The organism is Candidatus Effluviviaceae Genus V sp. (assembly GCA_014728125.1).
Classification (GTDB): domain Bacteria; phylum Joyebacterota; class Joyebacteria; order Joyebacterales; family Joyebacteraceae; genus WJMD01.
Genome location: WJMD01000162.1, coordinates 16876 through 41573, shown reverse-complemented (window position 1 = coordinate 41573; position 24698 = coordinate 16876). Strand labels below are relative to the sequence as shown.

15 protein-coding genes are annotated in these 24698 nt (G+C 67.5%); 13 read left to right on the top strand and 2 right to left on the bottom strand.

All coding sequences use genetic code 11. The features are described 5' to 3' along the window. The first annotated feature begins 6 nt into the window (after positions 1 to 6). From GF405_09890 to GF405_09865, 6 genes are all read left to right on the top strand, one after another. Positions 7 to 1248 carry an HAD hydrolase-like protein gene (locus tag GF405_09890; GenBank protein ID MBD3368464.1) on the top strand — a complete coding sequence of 414 codons (1242 nt, stop codon included), beginning with the start codon at positions 7 to 9 and terminating at the stop codon, positions 1246 to 1248. Continuing rightward, positions 1245 to 2777, top strand: a complete 1533-nt coding sequence (dacB, locus tag GF405_09885; GenBank protein MBD3368463.1) for a D-alanyl-D-alanine carboxypeptidase/D-alanyl-D-alanine-endopeptidase — start codon at positions 1245 to 1247, stop codon at positions 2775 to 2777. Before GF405_09890 ends, dacB begins: the two co-directional genes overlap by 4 nt. Then, on the top strand, positions 2743 to 3939 hold the full coding sequence (locus tag GF405_09880) for a hypothetical protein (protein MBD3368462.1): 1197 nt from the start codon (positions 2743 to 2745) through the stop codon (positions 3937 to 3939). Before dacB ends, GF405_09880 begins: the two co-directional genes overlap by 35 nt. After that, positions 3932 to 4702, top strand: coding sequence for a response regulator (locus GF405_09875; GenBank protein MBD3368461.1), 771 nt, complete (start codon positions 3932 to 3934; stop codon positions 4700 to 4702). The genes GF405_09880 and GF405_09875 overlap by 8 nt, the downstream gene beginning before the upstream one ends. A 241-nt stretch (positions 4703 to 4943) precedes the next feature. Beyond that, positions 4944 to 6395 carry a hypothetical protein gene (locus GF405_09870; protein ID MBD3368460.1) on the top strand — a complete coding sequence of 484 codons (1452 nt, stop codon included), beginning with the start codon at positions 4944 to 4946 and terminating at the stop codon, positions 6393 to 6395. A 19-nt stretch (positions 6396 to 6414) separates the two neighbouring features. Next, positions 6415 to 7794 (top strand): SpoIIE family protein phosphatase, encoded by a 1380-nt coding sequence (locus tag GF405_09865; GenBank protein ID MBD3368459.1) that lies wholly within the window; start codon positions 6415 to 6417, stop codon positions 7792 to 7794. Between the two features lie 89 nt (positions 7795 to 7883). Here the strand turns inward: GF405_09865 and GF405_09860 are convergent, their stop codons facing one another. Next, the gene (locus tag GF405_09860) at positions 7884 to 9926 is read right to left on the bottom strand and encodes a hypothetical protein (GenBank protein ID MBD3368458.1); all 2043 of its coding nucleotides are present in this window, start codon (positions 9924 to 9926) and stop codon (positions 7884 to 7886) included. Positions 9927 to 10173: 247 nt separating this feature from the next. Between GF405_09860 and GF405_09855 the strand changes: the two genes are divergently transcribed. Beyond that, entirely contained in the window at positions 10174 to 11655 is a 1482-nt protein-coding gene (locus tag GF405_09855) for a hypothetical protein (GenBank protein ID MBD3368457.1), read from the top strand. Positions 11656 to 11747: 92 nt separating this feature from the next. On the opposite strand, the gene GF405_09850 is transcribed toward GF405_09855, so the two are convergent. Next, positions 11748 to 12461, bottom strand: a complete 714-nt coding sequence (locus GF405_09850) for a hypothetical protein (protein MBD3368456.1) — start codon at positions 12459 to 12461, stop codon at positions 11748 to 11750. Positions 12462 to 12787: 326 nt separating this feature from the next. Between GF405_09850 and GF405_09845 the strand changes: the two genes are divergently transcribed. The 6 genes from GF405_09845 to bamA all read left to right on the top strand — a co-directional run bounded on the left by GF405_09845 (position 12788) and on the right by bamA (position 24624). Continuing rightward, complete coding sequence (locus GF405_09845; GenBank protein ID MBD3368455.1) at positions 12788 to 13750, top strand: radical SAM protein; 963 nt, start codon at positions 12788 to 12790, stop codon at positions 13748 to 13750. Positions 13751 to 13897: 147 nt separating this feature from the next. Continuing rightward, the gene (locus tag GF405_09840) at positions 13898 to 14800 is read left to right on the top strand and encodes a DUF4912 domain-containing protein (GenBank protein ID MBD3368454.1); all 903 of its coding nucleotides are present in this window, start codon (positions 13898 to 13900) and stop codon (positions 14798 to 14800) included. A 67-nt stretch (positions 14801 to 14867) separates the two neighbouring features. Beyond that, positions 14868 to 16472, top strand: a complete 1605-nt coding sequence (locus GF405_09835; protein MBD3368453.1) for a DUF1957 domain-containing protein — start codon at positions 14868 to 14870, stop codon at positions 16470 to 16472. A gap of 41 nt (positions 16473 to 16513) precedes the next feature. Further along, a complete protein-coding gene (locus GF405_09830) occupies positions 16514 to 18514 on the top strand; it encodes a hypothetical protein (protein MBD3368452.1) in 2001 nt (666 codons plus the stop codon). A 94-nt stretch (positions 18515 to 18608) separates the two neighbouring features. Next, positions 18609 to 22820 carry a hypothetical protein gene (locus GF405_09825; GenBank protein ID MBD3368451.1) on the top strand — a complete coding sequence of 1404 codons (4212 nt, stop codon included), beginning with the start codon at positions 18609 to 18611 and terminating at the stop codon, positions 22818 to 22820. Next, positions 22783 to 24624 (top strand): outer membrane protein assembly factor BamA, encoded by a 1842-nt coding sequence (gene bamA, locus GF405_09820; GenBank protein MBD3368450.1) that lies wholly within the window; start codon positions 22783 to 22785, stop codon positions 24622 to 24624. The genes GF405_09825 and bamA overlap by 38 nt, the downstream gene beginning before the upstream one ends. Positions 24625 to 24698: the final 74 nt, after the last annotated feature.

Here is a 24698-nt window from a genome sequence, read left to right as displayed (position 1 = left end):
GACCGTGTGAGACGCTTCGATCTGGTGATTCTCGATCTGGACGGAACGCTCTACTCGTCGACACGGACGACGCTCGGCGCGGTGGAGCGGGCCGTCAACGAGCTGAACGAACGGCATGGGTTGGATCTCTCCGTACCAGACGAGGCGACGGTCCTCGGCGGCGTCGGTCGGACGCGGGACGAGTTCGCCCGCGTCGTCCTTCCGGATCTCGACGAGAGCCTCTACGACGAGCTGGATGAGCTCATCTGGAAGTGGGAGAACGCGCTGATCTCGCGGGGGCTCGGCTCGCTCTACGACGGCGCGCGGGACGCACTCGAGGGCCTGGAGAAGAAGGGATACGAACTGGCGGTCGCGACGAATGCCGGGGCCGACTACATGGACCACATCCTGGACATCTTCGACCTTCGTCGTTACTTCTCGGCCATCCGCTGCGCAGGCTGCGAGAACACGACCGACAAGGCACACCTCATCCGGCGCATCCTCGAGGAACTCGATACGGACCCGGAACGCTCGGTCATGGTGGGTGACAGGGCGTCGGACGTCGATGCCGCACAACGATGCGGAACCGCGTCGGTGGGCTGCACGTGGGGGTTCGGCAGCAGGGCGGAGCTTGAGGCCGCCGACCGTGTCGCGGACTGCCTTGGTGAGCTTGTCACGATCATCGAGACGTGGGATGGTGAGCGTCCGACGGTGCGCATCAGCGACATCGCGTCGAAGCTCCCGGTCTCCAGGGAACCCGAGCGTCGCGACCCGGAGGGGATCGACACGGTCGTGCTCCACTGCACGGCGATGCCGGGATGGGACGTCCGTGACACGGCGACATACCACACGCAGCCGAACCACATCTCGGACGAGGGATGTCCCACGATCGCCTATGCGTACTTCATCGAGGCGGACGGACGCGCGTACCGCTGTCTGCCGGACGACGTCCGGGCATGGCACGTTGGCCCCTGGAACGACCGCTCCATCGGTGTCTGTCTGGCGTACGAGGGTGCCGACGAGGCCCCGCCGGCGCGCCAGCTGGAGGTCGCGGCAGCCGTGTGCGCCCATCTCGTCTCGCGGTTCGGACTGTCGCCCGATCGCGTGCTGGCACACCGCGAGCTCGAGGGCACCGGGTTCGTCGTCGAGGACGGCCGGAGCGTTCAGAGGAAGGAATGCCCGGGCATGAGGATCGACATGGATGCCTTCAGGGACCGTGTGCGGGAGCACCTTGAGGGGTCCGGTGATGTGGAGGTGTGCGAGACATGAGGCCGCGGAGACGACAGGAACCGGTCCGAAGAGGGAGGGCGCTCGCGGCCCTCGCCCTCGTCGCGGCGCTCGTGTCGGCCGCCCTCGCTCAGCCGGCAACGGCCGCCGAGCCGGCACCGGCCGACTCCTCGTCCGCCGCCGGGCCGGGGCGTCGGGCCCTGGAGCGCATCGATTGGGTCATCGAGTCGCTGCTGTCCCGGCCGGAGCTGTCCGGGGCGCGGGTCGGCGTGCTGGTCGAGGGACTTCACTCCGGAGAGGTCCTCTATGAGCGGAACGCGGACGAGCTCTTCATCCCCGCCTCGAACATGAAGATCGTGACGGCCGCCGCTGCGCTCGACATCCTGGGCCCGCAGTACGTCTACGAGACCGTGTTGTCGGCCGGAACGCCCGTCATGGACGGAGTGCTCGGCGACCTCTACGTGACCGGACACGGCGACCCATCGCTGGTCTTCGAGGAGATGGTCCGACTCGCCGAGTCGCTTCGCCTGCGGGGGCTCGAGCGCATAGCCGGCGACATCGTCCTCGACGACACGCTGTTCGCCGTCGCCGGTCCGGTCGACCCGGACGCAGTCGACGGTGACCGGGCCTATCACGCGCGCGTCGGAGCCCTCTCGTTCAACTTCAACGCGGTCGCCGTGCGCGTGAGCCCGGGTGCGTCCTCCGGTGACACGGCCGTCGTGCGGCTCTCGCCACGAACGGGGTTCGTGGAGGTCAGGAACCGGGCGACGACGATCTCCTCGAGATCGCGCTCGACCGTTACCGTCCGCCGGCGCAGCGGAGACGGCGGGAACGTCATCGTCGTCGAGGGGCGCGTGCCGCTGGGGACCGGCGGCCGAACGTACTACAGGAGCCTCGATGACCCGACGGGGTGGTTCGGCTCGGCGCTCGTCGCGGAGCTCGACCGGGCGGGCGTGGCATTCGAAGGTACGATACGGCGCGGGGCGACGCCGGACGAGGCCGTCGGAATCGCCGTCCACGAGTCGAAGCCGGTCTCTCTGCTGGTGAGGGACCTCGGCAAGTACAGCAACAACTTCATCGCCGAGCAGCTCGTTCTGGCGATCGCCGCGGAGCGGGGGCACGTCCCGGCGACGACGGAGGCCGGCGCGATGGAGATCTCCGAGTACCTGAGCGAGGTCGCCGGGCACGGCGATGAGAACGGCGGGACGGCGTTCCGCGTCCTTGACGGGTCCGGGTTCTCCAGGGGTAACCGGCTGTCCCCGAGGGTCCTCGTCGCCGTGATGCGACGTGCCCTGTCGACGTTCGAAACCTCGTACGAGTTCGGCGGGTCCCTCAGTGTGAGCGGCACCGACGGCACGCTCTCCGACCGGATGGGGTATCCCCATCTGAAGCGCGCTGTCAGGGCGAAGACGGGGCTTCTCGACGGCGTGACCGGTATCTCGGGGTTGATGGAGACGCTGGGTGGCGAGGAGGTGCTCTTCTCCGTTCTCGTTAACGGCTTCGGCTGCGAAGCGTGGCGCTCGCACGACATGGAGCATGCGATCCTCGGGTCGATCCGCGAGGGGCGCTGACACGTTCGTGAGCGAACAGACCTGGACTGATATGAGACCGAGCGATGGTCGTGAACACAAGCGGAAGCAGACGCGCGCCTCGGCGCAGGGGCTCGCAGTCTGGGTCGCCGCGAACACGGCGGCCGGCGTCGTGGTCGGGGCGGCTATCGCGTTCTTCTCCGAGGAACCGGGCTCGACCGCCCGCCTCATCGGGACGAGCGTGCTTCTGGCGAACACGATCGGGTTCGCGACGGTCTTCTCGGCGCGCTTCCTGCTGCCGCGGTACAGCGAGCTTCCGAAGATCGTGGGCGTACCGCTAGCCGTCGTCACGCTGCTGGCCGGGGGCGCGTTCGGTACGCTGCTCGTTGTCCTCTTCTATCCCCTGAGCATCTTCTACCAGGGCAGACTGCTGCTGCTCCTGGTCGTCGTCTGCAGCGTCATAGCCGCGATCGTCGGGCTCATCATCTATGCCTACGAGCGCATGCGCGACCAGCTCGAAGAGAGCTACCGGGCGGCGGCCGAGATCCGGGTTCGGGCGGAGCGCCTGAGGGAGCTGGCGGCCCGCTCGGAGCTCAAGGCGCTGAAGGCCCAGATCAACCCCCATTTCCTCTTCAACGCACTCAACTCGATCTCTGCGCTCATTCCCATCGACCCTCCGGCCGCCGAGCGCACGGTCGAGCGGCTGGCGGGCATCTTCCGCGGCTCGCTGCTGGCGTCGGAGAAGGAGACGATCCCGTTGAAGAAAGAGCTCGAACTCGTCAACGCCTACCTCGATATCGAGCGCGCCCGGTTCGGCGAACGCCTCGAGGTCGACGAGGACGTCGCCGACGAGGCGTACGACGTCCCCATTCCTCCGCTCGTCGTCCAGCCGGTCGTCGAGAATGCCGTTCGCCACGGCATCTCGCCGCTCATCGAGGGCGGCCGCGTCTCGATCTCGGCCCGTGTCCGCGCGGGCGAGCTGCACGTGACGGTCGAGGACGACGGTGCCGGGTGGGAGGGGAAGGCCGGCGACGAACTCTTCGAACGGGGATACGGACTGAGAAACGTACGCGACCGGCTTCGCAACAGGTACGGTGAGCGGCGCTGGGTCTCGATCGGCCGTTCCGCTGACGGCGGCACGCGCGTCGTGATCGTCGTGCCGCTCGAGACGGCGACCGGCGACCGAGGGAGAACAGGTGCGTGACGCGAACGGACGACCGACGGTGAGAGCGCTCGTCGTGGACGACGAGCCGCTGGCGAGGACCCGCGTGCGGCGGTTCCTCGAGGCGATCGACGACGTGGAGGTCGTCGCGGAGGCGGCCAACGGCGTGCAGGCGCTGACAATGATCGAGGAGCACCGGCCCGATGTGGTGATACTCGACATTCAGATGCCGGGGATGGACGGGTTCCAGATGCTCAAGGAGCTCGACGAGATGCCGCTCGTCGTCTTCGCGACGGCGTACAACGAGTATGCCATCCAGGCCTTCGAGATCAACTCGGTCGACTATATCCTGAAGCCGATCGAGCGGGAGCGGCTCGAGGAGGCGGTCGACCGCGTCCGCGGGCTGCTGGCGAGCGAGACGCAGAGAGCGGACGAGCTCGAACGGCTCTCCGGGCTCGTGCGCTCCCAGGGCCCGGACCGGCTGCCGGTGCTTCGCGGAAAGAGGATCGTGCTGCTCGACTCCGCCGACGTCGTATGGGCCGAGGTCGAGAACGAGCTCGTCTTCGTGCACACGCGGGACGAGCGCTACATGATGAACACGACGCTGACAGACCTCGAGAAGAGACTGGACCCCGCGCGGTTCTTCAGGATCCACCGTTCGACGATCGTCAACCTCGATCACGTGGTCGAGATCATCCCCTGGTTCAGCGGGAAGTACAAGGTCGTCGTGGACGACAAGGAGCGGTCGGAGCTCGTGCTGTCGCGTGGCCGAGCCAGAGAGCTCCGCGAGTTCCTGCCGTGGTAGTCCACAACGTCCCTGCGACCGCCTCTCGGGACGCCGCGGCATGCGTTCGGCGTCGCCCGTCGTGCGGTCCGCCGTCCACACTGCCCGAAGCCGGCCCGCGGCCGTTTCCCGCAACGTGCGATTCGACCCCCCGTCTGTGCACTTCACCCTCCGGAAACACCGTTCCACAGGCCGTTCTTTGCCGCCACAGGGAGACAGGCTCTAGAATGGCACTGTGAAACAAACCGGGAGGTGATGCATCATGTTGAGCACACTGGAGAGAGAGAAGAGGCCGGCAGCGGCTGTCGCCGCCGTCGCCCGGGGTCGTGTCCTTCCGCTGGTCGCCGCCGTCCTGGCGGCCCTGGTGCTCGTGCTGTCGAGCGTCGCGCCCGCCGGTGCGGCCATCGTTCCGCTGCCCTCGGCGGGGGAGCGGGCCGTCCGGTCGCCGCTCACCGATGCGGTGTCGATCGCGGCGAGGGGCGCGGTCGGCGACGCCGTCGTGGGGGCCATCGGCAATGCGGCCGAGCGAAGCGCCGGCAGTCTGCAGTTCCTGCAGGAGGACGAGTACATCGTCCCTTACGGAGAGACGGAGGTCAAGGACCTCTACCTCTTCGCGCAGAGCATGTCGATCGACGGCACGCTCGACGGGGACCTGATCTGCTGGGTCCAGAACGGTAACATCACCGGAACCGTGACCGAGGACGTCAACGTCTTCGCACAGATCCTGACGATCGACGGCGTCATCGAGGACGACGTCAGGATCTTCGCGCAGAACCTCTACATCAACGGCACGGTCCGCGGCGAGGCCCTCGTCATGGCCGCCAACGTCTTCATCGGCGACGGCGCCGTCATCGAGGGTGACGCGCTCATCGCCTGCGGCACGGCCTCGATGGACGGGACGATCGGAGGCGACGCCAGGCTCGTCGGCGGAACCGTCTCGATGAACGGGACGATCGACGGCAACGCCGAGATCATGACCGACGGCGGGATCACGCTGGGAGACGAGGCCTCGATCGGGGGGAACCTGCACTACACGAGCCCCGTCGAGATCGAGTTCCAGCGCGGGATCGTGTCCGGGACGATCTCGTTCGACGCGCCCGAGGAGAAGGACGAGGTGACGGCCGATGTCGACTTCGACATTCCAGGCGTCGTCGGCGTGGTCATCCAGGTTTTCCTCTTCCTCGGGGCCGTCATCGTCGGCTCGATCCTCGTCGCCTTCACGAAGAAGCACGCGAGGCGAACGGCGAACACGATCCGGACCAGGCCGATGCAGAGCCTCGGCATCGGGTTCGTGGCCTTCATCCTGGCGCCGATCGTCGCCTTCATCGCACTGATACTGATCATCACGATCCCATTGTCCTGGATCATCACTCTCGGCTTCTGGATCGCGATCTACATCGCCAAGTTCTACGTGGCCATCTGGCTCGGCGATCTCATCCTCAGACGGGCTGACCGCCCCGACACCTCGCCGATACCGTCGATGATCCTCGGCCTCGCCATCCTCTATATCATCGCCGCGATACCGGTCGTCGGCACGCTGGCCATGTTCATCATCGTCTTCTTCGGGCTCGGCGCGCTGCTGCAGCGCCGCGGCACGAAGCTCGACATGGCGTTCGAGGACGACGCGGGTGAGGTCGACGAGGGGCTCCCGAGCAGCTTCCCGGCTCCCCCGGCGCCGCCGGCCCCGCAGACCGGCAGCGGCGGGAACGACTAGACCCGCTGACGGACGAGGCATGACGCAACGGCTTTGGGAAGGACGCGTGACGATGTCGACGAGGCAGGACAGACGAGCCGGATCGACCAGGCCGAGGCGGCTCAAGGCACGCACGGTGTTCCTCTGGGCGCTCTTCAACAGCCTGGCGGGACTGGCCATCGGCGGGGCGATCAAGCTCTTCGCCGACGGCTCCTCGTCGGCACACGCCCTCATCCCTATGAGCATCGTCTTCGCCAATGTCGTCGGCTTCGCCGCCGTACTGACGGTGCGATACGTGTTTCCGAAGTACTCCGGGTTCCCCGGGTACGTGCGGCTGCCGATGGGCGTCCTCACCCTGGTCGCCGCGGGCGTCTTCGGAAGCGGCGTCGCCATTCTCGTCAACCCGCTCGTCGTCTTCTATCAGATGCGGCTGGCGCTCATGGCGGTGACGGTCAACGGCGTGCTCGCGCTCGCGGTGGGCTTCGTCGTCTATACGTACGAGCAGATGCGCGGGCGTATCGAAGAGGAGGCCTCGGCCAGGGGACGCCTCGAGCACGAGATGAATGTCGCGCGGGACATCCAGATGGAGCTTCTGCCGAAGACGTTCCCGAACCTGGCAGGACTCGACATCTACGGCTTCTCCGTCCCGGCCCGACACGTGGGCGGCGACTGCTACGACATCATCGATCTCGGCGACGGCAGGCTGGCCTTCACGATCGGCGATGTCTCGGGGAAGGGAACGCCGGCCGCACTGCTCATGGCGAACGTCCAGGCGGCGGTCAGGGCGCTGGCCGACAGCGGGGCGAGACCGTCGGACCTTATCCGGCGCGTCAACCGCATCGTGCACGGCTACACGAAGGAGAGCGTCTTCATCACCTTCTTCTACGGGGTGCTCGACAGCGGCACCGGCGAGTGCCTCTACGTCAACGCAGGACACAATCCGCCCTGCGTCATGCGCGCCGGCGGCGACCGCGAGCACCTGACCGAGGGTGGGCTCGTGGTCGGCGCGATGCCGGGTACGACGTACGACGAGGGACGGTGCCGCCTGGGACCCGGCGACGAGGTCGTCCTCTACACCGACGGCATCACGGAGGCGACGAACCCAGCCGACGAGATGTTCGGCGAGGAGCGGCTGATGGAGCTGCTCGACATCAACCGTTCGTTGTCCGCGAGGGAGATCGAGGAGCGGGTCTATTCGAGCCTGCGGGACTTCACCGAGGGCGCTCCTCAGTCGGACGACCTGACCATGGTGATCATCAAGCTGGCTTCAGGCATCGGGACATCGGAGGCAGACAGCGATTCGGACTCCCCCCGAGAGGCTGAGGGCGGGCTCTCTGCCGCGCGAGGCGCGTCCTCCACGGACGCCCTCAGAGAGCCCGCCAAGGCCGTCGAGAGAGCGGAGAACGCACTGCTCTCCTGAAGAGCTGGATGCTGACGTGCGAGAGGGCCGCCTCCCGTCCGGGAGACGGCCCTCTTCGTGTCTCGGAGCGGCCCGACCGGCGTCGGCCGCTAGCGTATGAACGACACGCGGGCGAGGTCGCTTCCGCCGGGCGTGTCGAGCCTGAAGAAGTAGACGCCCGACGAGACCCGGCGTCCGTCGGCCGTGTTCCCGTTCCAGGTCACCTCGGTCGGGCCCGCCGGGAGGTCCCGGTCGAGCGGGGTGGCGACCCGGCGGCCGCTGGCATCGTAGACAGTGACGGTCGCGCGTCCGGGCTCCGGCAGCTGAAGAGCCATCCGGGCCGACCCGACGGCGGGCGTCGCCGCGAGCGAGAGCGTCGCCGCGTTCGGAGCGTCCGCGACGCCCGTGACCACCTGCGCGGCGTCCTTGAGTATCCAGTTGTACGGGTCGAGGTCGACGCCGATCGGCGACCAGGTGACCTCGAAGAAGAAGTCCTGGTTCCACTGGTCGTTCCAGACGGTGACGAGCTCGTCGGGACCGGTCGTCTCGATCAGCAGGTCGATCGGCATCGTGAAGAGCCCCGCGTCGGTCTGGACCTGCTCGATGTGCACCATGACGTCCCAGTGGTCTCCGGCGTTCGAGGCGACCCACGAGTACTCGTACTCGGGACGGTTCTCACCGTAGACCCACGGCTGGAAGAACCAGTCGAGGCTGCTCCCGTAGACGCTCTCGGCCGCCGCCTGGAACTCGGGCGTCGTCGCCGAGTCGTAGGCCTTGTCGGCGCCGTAGACCGCCAGCACGTCGAGCAGACCGTCGAGCGGGTAGTGGCTCATCGGGCCCTCGTCGACCTCGAGCACGCGTCTGAGCATGTGAAGGACGAGGGCGCCCTTGTCGTAGACGGTCTTGCTGAACGTGCTCCACGGGTCGTAGACCGGTCCGCCGAACGACCCGTCGCTGTCGTACGAGGCGACGTAGCTCCTGTACGACGACACGCCGCCGAGGTGCTCGAACCAGAGCGCCTCGGAGTAGCTGGCGAACCCCTCGTTCAGCCAGATGTCGTCCCACGTCGCGCAGGTCACCCAGTCTCCCCACCACTGGTGCGCAAGCTCGTGGACGAGGATCCAGTCGTAGTAGTGGTCGCCGCGGATGAGGATGGCGCCGTAGCTCGTCGCCGTCTGGTGCTCCATGGCGCCGTACCACGGGAACTCCGCGTGGCCGTACTTCTCCTCGATAAACGGGTACTCCCCGTAGATCGATGCCAGGAACCCGATGGCGTCGGCCGTGATATCGAGATCGATGAGGGCGTCCGAGAGGTCCTCCGGATAGACGTAGTTGTCGATCGGCATCGAGTCGCCGACGGCGGGGTGGTAGTAGTCCGTGAACTTCGAGTAGTTGGTGATCGCAACGGAGACGAGGTAGGTCGTGATCGGGTACCCCTCGAACCACTCGTAGGTCTTCGTTCCGTCGCCGTTGTCGATCTCCGAGACGAGCAGTCCCTGCGAGACGGCGACGAGGTCGTCCGGAACGGTCAGCGCGATGCGGGCCGAGTCGGCCTTGTCGTCCGGGCGGTCCTTGCACGGCCACCACTCCCGGGAGCCGATCGGCTCGGACAGGCTCGAGATGATCGGCTCGCCCCAGTGCGTGGAGAAGTCGAGCGCGTTGTCGATCGGCGCCCCGTGGTATGAGACCACGAGCTCGAAGACCTCGCCGGTGTCGAACGACTGGTCGAGTGTCACCGTGATGACGTCGTTCGTGTGTGAGTAGGAGAGGGGCGCTGCGTTTCCTGTAACCGAATCGACAGTCATGTTGTCCAAGAAGTTGAGAGCCACGCTCGAAAGACCGTCGACCGTGCTCTCCGCCCGCATCAGGACATCGCCGGCGACGGTCTCGGGACCCGGGTCGATCGCGATGTCGATGTCGTAGAAGAGAACGTCGTAGTCCTCCTGCGAGGCGTGGACCGCATCAGGGGGCAGCCAGAGGGCGGTCTGGAGTCTCTCGTGGAGTTCCTGCTTCGCACGCCACAGTATCTCCCTCTCAGCACCGTCCGGAATCCGGGGCACGACACCGTCCTCACGCGCGAGCACGGTTGCAGGGACGAGGGTGATGGCGAGCATCAACGCGACGAGTACGAGGAGCGGTGCACGACGGGTCATCGGAGACCTCCTGGGCGGAACCGGGAGTGGACGCCGGTCGTCCCGAGCCCCGGCGCTGGTCCGGCGGGGCGGAGACGACCGTACGGTGGTGTCAGATGATGCAGGTTCTCTTTATGCATTATACCGCAGGCGTGTCGTCTCGTCAAGAGTTGTCCCCGAATGCACCCTGCCCGTGCCTTGCGACGCTTGACGAGCTATCTTACAATGAACGCGTCTCGAATGGCCGTCCCCGAGGGGGTGGTTCGACATGACACGCTGGCCGAGACCCGCGGCATTGCTCCTGGGTATCCTGCTGCCGGCGATCCCCGTCCTCTCCTCCGCCGATGCGCCGGACCCCGCCGACCTCGCTGCGCTCCGACTGATCGAGCCCGCTCTCGAAGCCACCGGCTCGAGCGACGCGGTCTGGCCGGGCTGGGACATCTCCGACGTGCCGCTGGCCCTTCTCTCTCCCGGGAGGGCATGCATCCTCGTGCATCACCCGCGCCCGCCTGTCGGCTTCCGCCGGCTGTCTCACAGTGACGACCTGGACCTGACGATCTACCGGGGCGAGCCCGACAGCATCTCGATCCCGACGGCCGAACTGGGACGAACGACGGCGGCCGTCGTTGAGCGGCGTGAGCTCGAGGCCGCGGGGCCCGCGGTCGTGTTCGAGCGGGCGTTCCTCGTGCATGAGACGGAGCTCTGTTCCCGGGCGCTCGAGCCGGTCGACCTCACGATCGCCTACCCGGTCACCGCGAAGAACCTCGTGCTGTCGGACATCGAGTGCGAGATCCTCGTGGCTGCGGGCGAGGCGATGGAGACGGGCGCGGCTCCGGCGGTCGTTGAGTCCATGGCGAGGGACTTCGTCTGCGTAAGATCGTTCCGTCGCATTCAGATGGGCAACCGCTTCGCCGAGTACGAGCGGCGCTTGGAGTTGCGGTACGGCCTGCCGCGCTACGTGGCCGGCCGCATGCTGGAACGCACAAGCGAGCAGCGGACGAGCGCCGTCTTCGAGGAGGCGGTGGCCCGCAGTCGGGACAAGGCTGGGCGCGGGCTCGGAGACCGCCCGTGGTGTACCGACCCGGGGGCCGACCTCACCTGGTACCGGGAGCTGCGCTTCGGGCCGTGCGGCGCCTCCGTCTGCCGGTTGCTCGACGCGACCGTCCCCGGCTGGAAGGAGCGCGTGCGCGACGACTGCGTGGACCCGTATTCCGTTCTCGAGGAGCGCTTCAGGCTCGAGGCGCCGCGGCCCGCACATGTCACACCGCGGTACGGGTACGAGACCCGTCTGGCTGAACGGGCGGCGTTCGCGGAGGAGGCGCTGACACCGGGCGAGAGGCGCTTCAACGAGCTGACGCGCGGCGACTCACTCCGCTTCTGCGTGAACACCCACCTTCTGGCGAACGTCAGCGTCAGCTACGAGCGGAACACGATGACGGAGGTCGACGGGCACCGCCAGATCCACGAGCGGATCCTCCGTCTCGAGTTTTCCGGAACGACCCGCCTCGAGCTGGTGGGACGTCCGTGCGCGGTCATCGTTGAGAACGGAGCGTTCGATGTCCGGCAGGTGATCCTGCCCGCGCCGGAGCGCTTCACGCTGAAGGTGGGAGGACGAGAGGTCGCCCTCGAGCACGGTATTCACGAGATCGACGAGCCGCACCGCGTCGAGGCCAGGGGGTTCCTGCTGGAGGCGGAGCGCACCGTCGTCTTCGTCTCGGATGAGCGCATCACGTTCGTGATCCACAGATGACAACGGTACAGAGAAGCCGAGGGCGGGCCGACGGGCCCGCCCTCACGTTCTGCTCATCTTCTGCCGTCCGACCGGGATGCCGCGTTGCAGCGCTACTCCTCGCGGTAGATGGCCTTGATGGTCGTCCAGGAGCTCGGCTCGACCGCCGTCGGTCCCTGGCACTGCAGGGTTGCGTAGAGGCTGAGATCGCCCGGGAAGCCGAAGTCGCACATGTCCTGCCAGCCGGAACCCCAGTGGTTCCACGAGCTGCCTTCAGTACACGGACCGGAGTCGGTCACGACCTTCGGGAGGTTCCCGCACGGATCCATGAACTCGACGGCGACGAAGAACGGGTCCGTCAGAATAGGCGTGTCCTGCGGGAGCTCGATCGTGACCGCCCAGAGACCGCAGGTGCCGGTGATACCGACCTCGGTCGGGTCGGACGTCACGATAGGGTCACCCGGGACCAGTGTCTCTCCGCATTCCTCCACCTCGCGTATGGTCGCGACGGCCGACATCCGACATGTATCCGCCGTGGTCCAGTAGAGGAAGATCGTCACGTCGTCCGCCTGCCACCCGCCCCCACAGTCTGAGCAGTCGTCGGGGTCGGCCAGAGCGGCGTACACTTCGTTGCCGGTGAACCAGTCACCGACAGCCCAGTAGTAGTCGCTTCTGCCGGCGGAGCAGCGATCGCCCGGAACACGCGTGGTCGCGGCCGTCCGGTGCAGCTCAACCTCTCCGAGCGGCGCGATCCGCGGCTCCCGGGCGCCGGCGTGGACGACCAGGACGGCCAGCAGGACCGTCAAGACAATCGCTCTCACCATCATGCGCCCACCTCCTTCGCCCGCACGGAATGTCCGTCCGGTCGCGCGGCGTCTTCACCGTTGCTTCCCTGAGGGCAGCGGTGCTAAGAGTCATACGAACCCACTCAGCAGAGTGCATGAAGCGTACCGCATTGCCGGCCGCCGGACGTTCGAAGGGGCGATGACCGCCTCTGGAACGCGTCGAGCGGTCCCGATGACGGCCTCGTGAACGCATCGGGCGGCCCCGACGACGGGCTCGTGAACGCGTCGGGCGGCCCCCGACGACGGCGTCGAGAGCGCGTCGGGCGGCCTCGTACGGGCCGCGGCGCGGCAGGAAAAGAGGATCTGCGATGGCCCGAAGACCCGGCTTCCAGAAGCTCTTCTCAACCGGCATCCTCGAGCGGCGGGCCCGGGCGGCTGAGGCTTCGCTCAGCGCGTGCCGGCTCTGTCCCAGGACGTGCGGGGCCGACCGGGCGTCAGATGAGGCAGGCGCCTGCGGGGCGACCGGGGAGCTCAGGATCTACCGGCACATGCCGCACCACGGTGAGGAGCCGCCGATCTCGGGTACGCGGGGGAGCGGAACCGTCTTCTTCTCCAACTGCACGATGTCGTGCGTCTACTGTCAAAACGAACGCATGAGCAGGAGAGGAGAGGGGTCGGCCCGGTCCGCGGAGGAGCTGGCGCGCATGCTCGAGGAGCTGGCGGACGCGGGGTGCCACAACTGGAACTTCGTCTCGCCGACGCAGTATCTCCCCTGGATCCTCCGCGCGCTCGTGGAGCTGGCCGGACGGGATGTCGCGCTCCCCGTGGTCTGGAACACGTCGGGTTACGAGTGTTCCTCGACCCTCGAGCTCCTGGAGGGGATCGTGGACGTCTATCTCTCGGACATTCGCTACGGCGTGCCGGGGCCGGACGCGCGTCTCTCGGGCGTCTCCGACTACGTCCCGGTCTCGCGGGAGGCCCTGATCGAGATGCGGGAACAGGTGGGTCCGCTGGTGCTCGACGACGAGGGAACGGCCTTGCGAGGGCTCGTCGTCCGCCATCTCGTGATCCCGAACGGGCTATCAGGCACACGCGAGGCGTTGCGCTTCGTCGCCGAGAGGCTCGGACGGGACACCGCCGTCAGCCTGATGTCTCAGTACTATCCGGTTGGAGAGGCGGTCGGCGACGAGGAGGTCGGCCGGCGCATCACGCGCGGGGAGTGGCGTGACGCCGTCGACACCCTCGAGAGCCTCGGGCTCGACAACGGGTGGGTCCAGGAGTTCCACGGTGAGCTCTACCCGGCCGCCGGGAGCAGGATAGAGCCCGACTGAACGCCGACTCGCCCGGTGAGTATTCCATGAATCCCAGCGACCGTGTTGACATACGTCTCCGACGCGACCATACTGAGGCGCTTCAGTGAAGACCATTCTGAGCGGCACCTCCCGGCGAAGAGCGCCGGCACGGGAGCAGGGAGAGCGTTGAAGAAGAACGAGCTGACGAAGAAGACGGTGGCCGAGCTTCGCGAGATGGCCGGACGTCTGGGCCTCACTGGCATCTCGAGGCTCAGGAAGGCCGATCTCATCGCGGTCATCATGAACGCGGCGAAGAAGGGCTCGAGGGCGAAGCCGTCCGCGACGAAGCGGAAGGGCGCCGGCGGCGCCTCGTCACGCGTGGTCAGAAAGTCGGACGCGAAGCGCGCCGCGCCGAAGAAGACCGGCAGGACGTCGCGGACGAAGAAGCGCACCGGCAAGACGGCCGCGAAGAAGCCGTCCGGCAGCTCCTCGCTGTCGCCGCGGACCTCGAAAGCGTTCGCTGCGTTCAGGGAGCGAGGCGACCAGCGCGTCCGCGCGAGCAAGTACTACCTCGCGCCCCACGAGACGCCGGAGCTCGATTCCGACTTCGAGTTCCCTGCCACCTATGGTCAGAACCGCATCGCCCTGATGGTCAGGGATCCCTACTGGCTGTTCTCCTACTGGGAGTTCAGACCCGACCTCGAGGCTGAGCTGGTCGAGCGGCTCGGACGGGAGACAGTCGAGAACAGCAGGCTCATTCTCCGCGTCTACGACGTGACCGGGACCGATCCGGAGAGCGCCGACGGCTGGCATGACATCGAGGTCGCCGGAGGGGCTCGGAACTGGTACATCAACGTCATGCGGGTCGAGCGCGAGTACTGCGTCGACATCGGGCTTCTGACACCCGACGGTGAGTTCATCCTGATCGCCCGTTCCAACCGCGTGTCGCTGCCTCCGGTGGGGCCGTCCGATGTCGTCGACGAGGAATGGGTCGTCGTCGAGGCGCTCGACGAACTCTACCGAGACACCGGTCCCGGCGGTCCCACCTCGGGATCCGGCGGATGGGGTTCAGGCGGGCTCAGGGACTGATGGGTCCGTCCGGCCGTCCGACCGGACCTCACTCTTGCTGTGACAGAGCGCGCACCATGAGGGAAGCATGGAAAAGGGCTACCTGAGTCTCGTTCTGCACGCGCACCTTCCGTACGTGCGCCATCCGGAGTACCGGAGCTTCCTTGAGGAGGACTGGCTCTTCGAGGCGATCACGGAGACCTATGTCCCGCTGATCCAGGCGTTCCAGCGACTCTCCGACGAGGACGTCGACTTCCATCTGACGCTGTCTCTGAGTCCGCCTCTCGTCTCGATGCTCCAGGACCCGCTCCTTCAGGAGCGGTACCTCGGTCACATCGACCGGCTGATCGAGCTCACGGGCCGTGAGGTCGACCGGTGCCGGAAGGACCCGCCTCTCAAAAGGCTGGCCGAGATGTACCACGAGAGCTTCCTCGCGTGCCGCCGGACGTTCGCCGATGAGTACGGTCTCGATCTCGTGCGCGCCTTCCGTGCGTTCCGCGATGCCGGGAGTCTCGAGCTGACGACCTGCGGGGCGACCCACGGGTACCTTCCGCTCATGCAGGAGCACCCGGCCGCGGTTCGTGCTCAGGTCGAGATAGCCGCCAGGCATCACGAACAGTCGCTGGGCAGGAGGCCGCGGGGGATCTGGTTGCCGGAGTGCGGCTACTTCCAGGGTGTCGACGAGTATCTCCGCGAGGCCGGGATCCGGTTCACGTTCGTCGACAGTCACGGGCTGCTCCACGCCGTGCCGAGACCGCGGTACGGCACGTACTCGCCGGTCATCTCGCCCGCCGGGGTCGCCGTGTTCGGACGCGATCTCGAGTCGTCGAAACAGGTCTGGAGCGCCGAAGAGGGTTATCCGGGGCATCCCGCGTACCGGGACTTCTACAAGGACTACGCGTACGAGCTGGACTACGACTACATCCGTCCCTATCTGGGCGAGGACGGCCGGCGGAAGATGCTGGGTCTCAAGTACTACAGGATCACGGGGAAGACCGACGACAAGGAGCTCTACGACCCGGACGAGGCGCGCCTGCTCGCCGACGAGCACGCGGGGAACTTCATGTTCAACCGCGAGCGCCAGGTCGAGTACCTCGAGGGCGTTCTCGGCAAGCGCCCCATCATCGTGGCTCCATACGACGCTGAGCTCTTCGGGCACTGGTGGTACGAGGGACCGATGTGGATCGAGTCGCTTCTCCGGAAGATCGACCAGGTTCGCGGTCCCGTCCGAACTGCGACGCCCGTCGACTACCTCCAGAGCGAGGGGCCGTTCCAGACGGGACGGTTGTATCACTCCAGCTGGGGGCACAAGGGCTACAGCGAGGTCTGGCTCAACGGCGCGAACGACTACATCTACCAGCACCTTCACCGGGCCGCCGAGCGCATGACCCGTCTTGCGAAGCTCTATCCGAACGCCGAGGGTCTGAGGCTCCGTGCGCTCAACCAGGCCGCGCGGGAGCTGCTGCTCGCGCAGGCGAGCGACTGGGCCTTCATCATGAAGACCGGCACGATGGTCGAATACGCCCACAAGCGGACGCGCGATCACGTCTCGAGGTTCACGCGGATCGCCGACGCCGTTGAGTCGAACGCTGTCGACGAGACGTGGCTCGGCGAGATCGAGCGGCGCGACAACATCTTCCCGGAAATCGACTACCGCATCTACGCCGACGACCGACCGCCCGGGAGCGCCTGACGGGCAGCGTCTCCGGCGTCGCACCGGATCCCGGAGGTACGATGGCTGCACGGAAGCGCCGGCGCGGACGTCTCCCTGTCGGCATCCTCTGGCACCAGCACCAGCCGTTCTACAGAACGCGGCTGGGTGGCGACCCGCGCGATGCGTACCTGCTCCCCTGGGTGCGGCTGCACGCGGTGCGCGACTACTATCCCATGGCGGCGCTCGTCGCCGAGTACCCCGGCGTCCACCTGACCGTCAACCTGGTTCCGTCCCTTCTCGCCCAGATCGAGGACTACACGGAGCGCGGGGCGACCGACCGCTGGATGGAGCTCTCACTCAAGCCGGCGCCGTCGCTGACGTCGCTCGAGCGCGACTTCCTCATCGCGAGGTTCTTCGACGCGGACTGGGACAACGAGGTCCGCGTGCATCCCCGCTACGCGGAGCTTCTCGAACTCAGACTGAACCGCGTCTCCTTCCGCGACAGAGACATCACCGACCTCCAGATGTGGTTCAACCTGGCCTGGTTCCCGCCGGAGATGCGCAACGGCTCGATGACGCTCGAGGACGGCAGCGAGCTCTCCGTGCGTGATCTCGTCAGGAAGGGACACGGGTTCACCAGAGACGAGATCGCCGAGCTCATCGAACGGCAGCTCTCCGTCATGCGCAGCGTCATCCCGATCCACAGACGCCTGCTGGAGTCAGGGCAGATCGACGTCTCGGTGACGCCGTTCTATCATCCGATCCTCCCCATCCTGGTCGACAGCGACAGGGCGACGATCGACGCTGAAGGCGCATCGCTTCCGCCCCGCTTCGCCTACCCACAGGACGCCCGGGCCCAGATCGAACGCGCCGTATCGTCCTACCGGGAGCGGTTCGGACGGGCCCCGAGGGGGATGTGGCCGTCGGAGGGTTCCGTCGGCGAGCACATGGTGGAACTCGTCGCCGACGCCGGCTTCACGTGGATGGCGACCGATCGTGGCGTGCTCGAGAAGTCCGGGGAGTGGGGTTACGAGACCGAGGACCCGGACATCCTCCTGAGACCATACCTCGCCGGGCCGGAGGGGAAGAGCGTGAGCGTCTTCTTCCGGCACACCCGTCTCTCCGACGACATCGGCTTCACGCTCCAGGGGTACGCGGACTACGACCACGCGGCCGAGGAGTACCTCGGCTGGATGAGGAAGGGGTTCGCCGACCGCGTCGAGGACAGGCCCAACCGCATTCTGTCGCTCATCCTCGACGGCGAGAACTGCTGGGGTTCCTACAGGAACGCCGGGCGGGCGTTCCTGAGGGGGCTCTACGGACGACTGCAGGACGACGCGGACCTCGTGGCGGTCTCGTTCTCCGACTTCATCGACGGGGACGAGGCGAGGGGCGTCCCGGCGCATCCGCAGGAGGAACAGCACGAGGTGTCGCCGCTCTTCACCGCGAGCTGGATCGACGAGATGGGGTCTCCGCACGGGAACGACCTCAACATCTGGATCGGCTCACCGGAGGAGAATAGGGCGTGGGAGCTTCTGGGGAAGGCGCGCGCCCGGCTCGCCGAGGAGGGGGCGACGCCGGAGTCGCATCCGCGCGCGTATGAGTCGGTCTACGTTGCGGAGGGAAGCGACTGGTTCTGGTGGTTCGGGGACGACTTCGTGCTGGCCCCGGGTGTCGACGTGGCCTTCGACTGGCTCTTCCGGGAGCGGCTCCGCGATGTCTACCGGGAACTGGGTGAGGAGCCGCCGCCGGAGCTCGACGAGCCGGTCCGGCGTCGTTTCTCGGTGTGGACCCACGACGAGCCGCTTGAGGCGCTGCCCGCCTCAGGGGCTCTTCGATGCCTGACCGACCGTCCGGGCACGCTCGTCTGGACGACCGACGGCTGGAAGACCCGGCACGAGACGCCGCTCGCGGCCATCGGCGACGTGATGGGGCTGCACGCCGGCTACGCGGCCACGATCGGTCCGTTCGGGGAGGACTGCAGCAGGCTCGGGTTCGGGTTCCGCTGGCGCGGCGCCAGGCGTGTCGCGCGACGCCACTCCCTGCGGATCGTGCGGGGCGAGGAGACCGAACCGACGTAGCCCGGGCGGCGGATCAAGGGCGTTTCGGCAGGACCATACGTTGCAGCCCCCGGCCTCCGGTTGCTAGACTGCAGGGTAGCTGGAGGTCTTGCGCTTGAAGCGTTGGCAGACAACGATCCTCACCTTCATCGCCGTCCTCGCGATCCTCATTGTGACGCTCGCTCTGACGCCCGTCGGGCACGAGCCCGCCCGCCGGATCATCGAGGACGTCGTGCGCGACGCGTCCGGGTACGAGCTCTCGATGTCGGACCTCTCCGGCAATCTCCTCTCCAGAATCGCAGCGACCGACGTGCGGCTCATCTCCGGATCGGGCGTCCCGCTGGTCGAGGCGGACAGGATCGTCGTCGACTTCGAACTCCTGCCTGTCCTCTCCCGCACAGTCTCGGTCCCGCTCCTTCACTTCGAGAACGCGCAGGTCTGGTTCACGGTCGCCTCTGACGGCAGGCTCGTCGGGTGGACGGACGTCCCTTCCGGCAGTACCGCCGCGCCTCCGGACACGACGACCTCGTCCGAACCGTGGGAGATCTCCGCCGTCGTCCTGTTCGACGGGCTCGCGGCGGTCTACGCAGACAGCGCCGCATCGCTCAGTGTGAAGGCCGACCTCGACCGTCTCGAGGCGCAGGGCGGCATCGACGCCTTCGACGCCGACCTCGAGGGTCGCGTGCGGTACGAGGGGACGCCGTTCGAGAGGCCGCTCGACGTCGCTCTCTCGATCGCCGGAGGCCTCGAGGGGACGACGGTCCGCGTGACATCACTTGAACTCTCGACCGAAGCCGCCGATGTCTCGGCGACCGGCTCGCTCGCCTTTCCATCGACCGGCCTCGAGCTCGACGTCGAGGCGGCATCGCAGCTCGACACCCGGAGGCTGGCGGGCCTCTTCGGCATCGACGGCATGGCGGGCGCCGCGACGCTCCGCGCCGCCGTCGATGGACCCGCCCGCGAGCTGCGCTACGATGCGACGGTCCGTTCGGATAGCCTGCTCCTGTCCGGCGTGGCGCTGGAGTCGGTCGCGGCCGACATCGAGGGACACGGCGGACGCGCCACACTGACGTCTCTCCAGGGAAGTGCCCTCGGCGGCTCGTTCGTTCTGAGCGGAACGGCAGACATCACCCGACCGTCCGGCTCCCTCGTGTCCTTCGAGGCGGCGGGAGACCGGCTTGCGCTCTCTGCGGTACCGGGGGCCCGGCTTTCGGGCACGTCGTCGTTCGTGGCGCGAGGCGAGATCCCACTCGAGCGACTGCCCGCGGCGACCGGCACGCTCGCCGTCGATGTGTGGGACCTGCGGTACGAGGCGTGGGCGTTCGGCGACGCGGGGGTCCGGGCGGGCGTCGGGGACGGCCTCGCGCGGGCGCGCGCGTGGTGCTGCTCGACGGATGTGACGGCGACGGCGGAGCTTCGCGGGGCCGGCGTCGACAGCCTGTCCGCCACGGTCGACGCGCCGGACCTCGGCCGCATCGCGGCCCTCTTCGGTATGGAGGGGCTCGCGGGCCGCGCGACGGTCGATGTGAGGGCGGATTCTTTGCCCGGGGACCGTCTTCGGTACGCCGCCGTCATGCCTGAGCTCCGGTACCGCGGCGTGAGCCTGGGCCCGGTCGAGGTGCGGGGAAGCGCCTTGAGGAACGTGTACGACCTCTCGTGGTCGCTTCTGGACGGCGTCGCGGACGGCGACGCGTCGGTCGATGCGGTGGAGGGGACGTACGCGGCACAGACGGAGATCGACGGCCTCCAGCTCGGCGCGGTCCTCTCTGACTCCCTCCTCCGGGCGTACGACGCGGAGGGCGCCCTATCGCTCTCCGCGACCGTCGAAGGGTCGTTCGATGGCGACATCGCCGTGTCCGGCACCGTGAGCTCACTCGACGGCGCGCTCCGCGGCGAACGGTTGGAGCTCGAGAGGTCCTTCAGCTTCAATGCGACGAACGACGGACTGAGACTGAGCCCGGTGTGGCTCGCCGGTTCGTTCGGGACCTTAGGGGTGTCCGGAACGGTCTCCGCCGACGACTCGCTCGACCTCAGGGCCACGCTCGACCGGCTCGACCTGGCGGTCGTCGACCGCGTGGCCCGCGGGGCAACGCGCGGTCCGGGGGTGGCGGGAGTCGTCAGCGGCTCGCTGGCCGTCTCCGGTAGCCGCCGCTCCCCGGTGGCTGTGCTCGACGTATCCGCCGACAGCCTGAACGCGGCCGGCGTCTCGTTCGCACAGGCCCTTGTCGAAGCCGACATCGACACGTCGATGGTCATCTTCTCGGTGAGCGCCGCCACGGAGGCCGACGGCGTCCTTCTCGCCAACGGTCTGCTGCCGCTTCGCCCCGACAGCGCGGCCGTCCTCGCGCTCGATACCGACCGGGAGTTCGCCCTCAGTCTGTCGGCAGAGAACTTCGAGGCCGACGTCGGCGAGGCACTGTTGACGGGAACCCGGGGGCCGAAGGTCGTCCGCCTCGACGGTGCTTTGCTCGTGACCGGACTCATCGACTCGCTCGCAAGCCTGAACGGCCGGGGCGATCTGAACGAGCTGGCTCTGTCGCTCGCCCCCGCGCGCGTCGCGCTCGCCGACAGCTTCTCCTTCGAGATCGACGAGGGCGATGTATGGTTGGACAACCTCGCGCTCGACATCACCAGGACACGCGTCCTGAGCGAAGCGTCAGGAGGACGCTTGACGGTGTCGGGATTCGTCGGGGTCAGGGACTCGATCGATGTGTCGGCACGGCTCGACTCGCTCGACGTAGCGACCATCTTCCGCGTCGTGAGCCCGGGCCCTACGGCGCCCGTCGCCGGCAGGCTCGATCTGACCGGAACGGTGCGCGGCCGCCTCTCGGCACCGTCGATCGATGCGCGTTGGACGATGCGGAAGCCGGTCTTCGCGCAGTTCGGTTTCGAGTCGTTCGAGGGTCGCATTCACGCGGAGGACGAGCGCGTCGTTCTCGACCACGCGACGCTGCGCACCCGCACCGACTCGCTGAAGGTGACGGGTGCTGTGGGCGTCGCGGGAGTGCAGGGAGAGGCGCTCCCCATCGACTTCGCGGTACGAAGCAAGGGCATCGACCTCAGCGGCCTCTCGTCGTATCCCCGGAACGTGGACGAGCTCGAGGGGGTCTTCACGGCCGACCTGACGGCAGCCGGGACGACCTCACGCCCGACGTTCGAGGGCTCCCTGAAGCTGTCGGACGGGCTCCTGCGCGGGTACGGCATGACAGAGCCCGCGCGCGATATCGACGTCGGGATCGCGGCGCTCAACCGCGCGTTCACCATCCTGGAGGCGGATGCCTCGCTCGGCTCGGGAAGCGTCTCGGTGGACGGCTCGTACGATCTCGACTCGAACGGTTCGTTTCGGCTGCGCACCCGTCTCGATTCGCCCGAGCTCAGGATCACCGACACGCTCGACGCGCGCCTCGGCGGGAAGGTCACCTGGGCGGGCGACCGGGACCGCTCCGTCATGTCGGGCAACGTCGACATCGAGAAGGCCGAGGTCCTGTACGAGTTCAACATCGCCGATCTGGCCTCGCGCCGGGTGAAGCGGGTGGCGGTCAGATCGTCCGAGGACCCGCGTTCCCGCGTGAGGCTCGATCTCGAGGTGAACGTGCGCGACCCGGTCTCATTCAACTCGAACCTGGCGAACCTCGAACTCTCAGGAGGCGTGCGCATCTCCGGCACGCTGCTCCATCCCAGGCCGACGGGGTCGTTCTACACCGAGAGCGGGACCTTCCGGTATCTGGGTACAGAGTTCCAGATCGAGACGCTGACCGTGAGCTGGCGGGACCCCAGAAGGAGCGATCCGTACATCAACGTGGTCGCCGTCGCGGACGTCGAGGCCCGGAGCGGCGACAGCTACTCGGTGACCGTTCGGTTCGACGACTACTGGTACGACGGGACCTTCAGCTTCACGAGCACGCCGCCGCTGTCCGAGCCCGACGTGATCGCGCTTCTGACCTTCGGCGACACGGTGGGCGGTGTCGTGTCGGGGGGCGACCGTCCGGGTACGTCGAGGACGAGCTTCTCCGAGATGGCGCGGAGGACGTTCGTCGGACGCGTGTTCGGCGTCGCGGAGTCGAAGCTCGAGGACCTCCTGGCTCTCGACGTCGTCGCCATCGACGAGGAGACCACCGAGGAGGGGTCGCTCGTTGAGGGGGCCGGCGTGACGGTCGGGAAGCGGTTCGGGCGCGTCGCGGTCAGCTATACGACCGCCGTCGGCCGCTTCGAGGAGCGGGAGGTCGAGGTATCGTTCTTTCTGACGGAGCACCTGTCACTTGTCACCAAAGCCGATCCCGGCGGGAATCATGCTGCGCGAATCAAGCTCCACATCCCCATTGAGTAGGGCGCTGCGTTTCCTGCTCATCCTGCTGGTGTCGCTTGCGGCCCTCGAGGCGGCCGCGGCGCCGATCGACCCCTCGCTGGTGAAGCGGCGGCGGGAGCGGAGGCGACGCCTGGGTCCGCTCGTCGAGGAGTTGAGGATCGCGGGCAACGAGACCTTCGACCGCGATACCCTCCTCGAGTACATGGAGACCGTCGAGAGCGGGCTCTTCGGCGGCGTCCACTACGACTACGGGACCCTGACCGGGGACCTCGACAACCTCGAACGCTTCTACGCCGTGCAGGGCTTCCTCGGCGCGTCGGCCGTGCTCGAGGACGTCGAGCTCTCGGCCGACTCGCTCCGCGTCCGTCTGCTGATCGGCATCTACGAGGGGCCGCGCTGGCGCATCACCGACATCGCGTTCGAGGGGAACGAGGTGCTTCCTGATTCGCTCCTGCGCGCATCCACGGAGCTCGAGAGGGACGATCCGCTGCTGTCGCGAGCGCTCGACAGGGACTGGCGCTCCATTCTCGACGAGTACGCGCGCAGATCGTACCTGGACGCCAGGGTCGAGCAGAAGATCGAACGCGACGACACGGAGCACGCGGCTCAGGTCACGTACGAGATCGTCGAACGCCACCGCGCCTTCATCGACTCCATCCTGCTCCGCGGGAACGACCGCACCCGCGACTACGTCGTCCGCCGCGAGATCATCCCCCGGCCGGGCGACCCCTTCGATCCGGACGAGACGGGGAGGACACAGGCGGAGCTCTACGAGACGGGGCTCTTCCACGCCGTGTGGGTCGAGCCCGACCCGGCCGACACCGGGCTCGTCAAGAAGGACCTGATCGTCGGCGTCCGCGAGCGGCCGGCCGGCGCGCTCGACCTCTCGATGGGCTATGCCGCCGTCGACGGCATCGAGGTCGGGGGACAGATCGAGAATCGGAACCTGCAGGGACAGGCGACACGTCTGAGGCTCGAGGCCGAGTACAGTGAGCCCTCGAGGCACGGGAGGGTCTCGGTCGCCGATCCGTGGTTCCTGGGTTTCCCCGTGTCGGGCGAGTTGTCGTTCATGTACGAACGGAACGACGAGGGGACCTACGTGGCGGAGAACTTCGGAGGGAGCTTCTTTCTGACGAAGGCGTTGACGCCGGCTGTCACGGTCGAGGGGGGGTACACGTACGAACGCACGATCGTCTTCGACGTGACGGAGACGCTCGAGAACGTCGGCGAGAGCTACACCACCGACGTGCTGCTGGCTGCGACGTACGATTCACGGGACGATGTCCTCAACGCGAAGCGAGGCGCGTTCGCCCGAACGGCCGTCGACATCGCGAGCAGCCGCCTGGGCGGCACCAACGACTACCTCAGGACCGACGTGACGCTGAGCGGATACAAGGAGTGGACGCACGATCGCGTCATCGCCGGCTCGTTCACCGTGGGATGGATCGGGCCGCTGGGTTCGGACTTCGAGGTTCCGGCCAGCGAGCTCTATCTTGCCGGCGGCGTCGGGAGCGTCCGCGGGTTTGACAGGAACTCGCTCGGACCGGAGGGCGAGGGCGGAGACGCGGTCGGCGGCCGCGCACTCATGGTGTCACGCGCAGAGGTCCGCTTCCCGATCGCCGGTCCGGTGACCGGTGCGCTCTTCGGTGACGCCGGTCAGGTGTACGAACATCTGCAGTCGGTTCGTCTGGACGAGTTGGCCGTCGGAGCAGGCCTCGGGGTCCGGTACGATTCCCCGTTCGCGCTCTTCCGTCTCGACTTCGCCTCACCGGTCACGGACGACTTCCGCGTGGCCTGGTACCTGGGCATCGGCCAGGCCTTCTAGCGGCCCCATCCCGGTACGTGGCGCCGTTAAGGCCCATTGCACGGGCCCTCGGCGGGACCCGTTAGCACTCTACC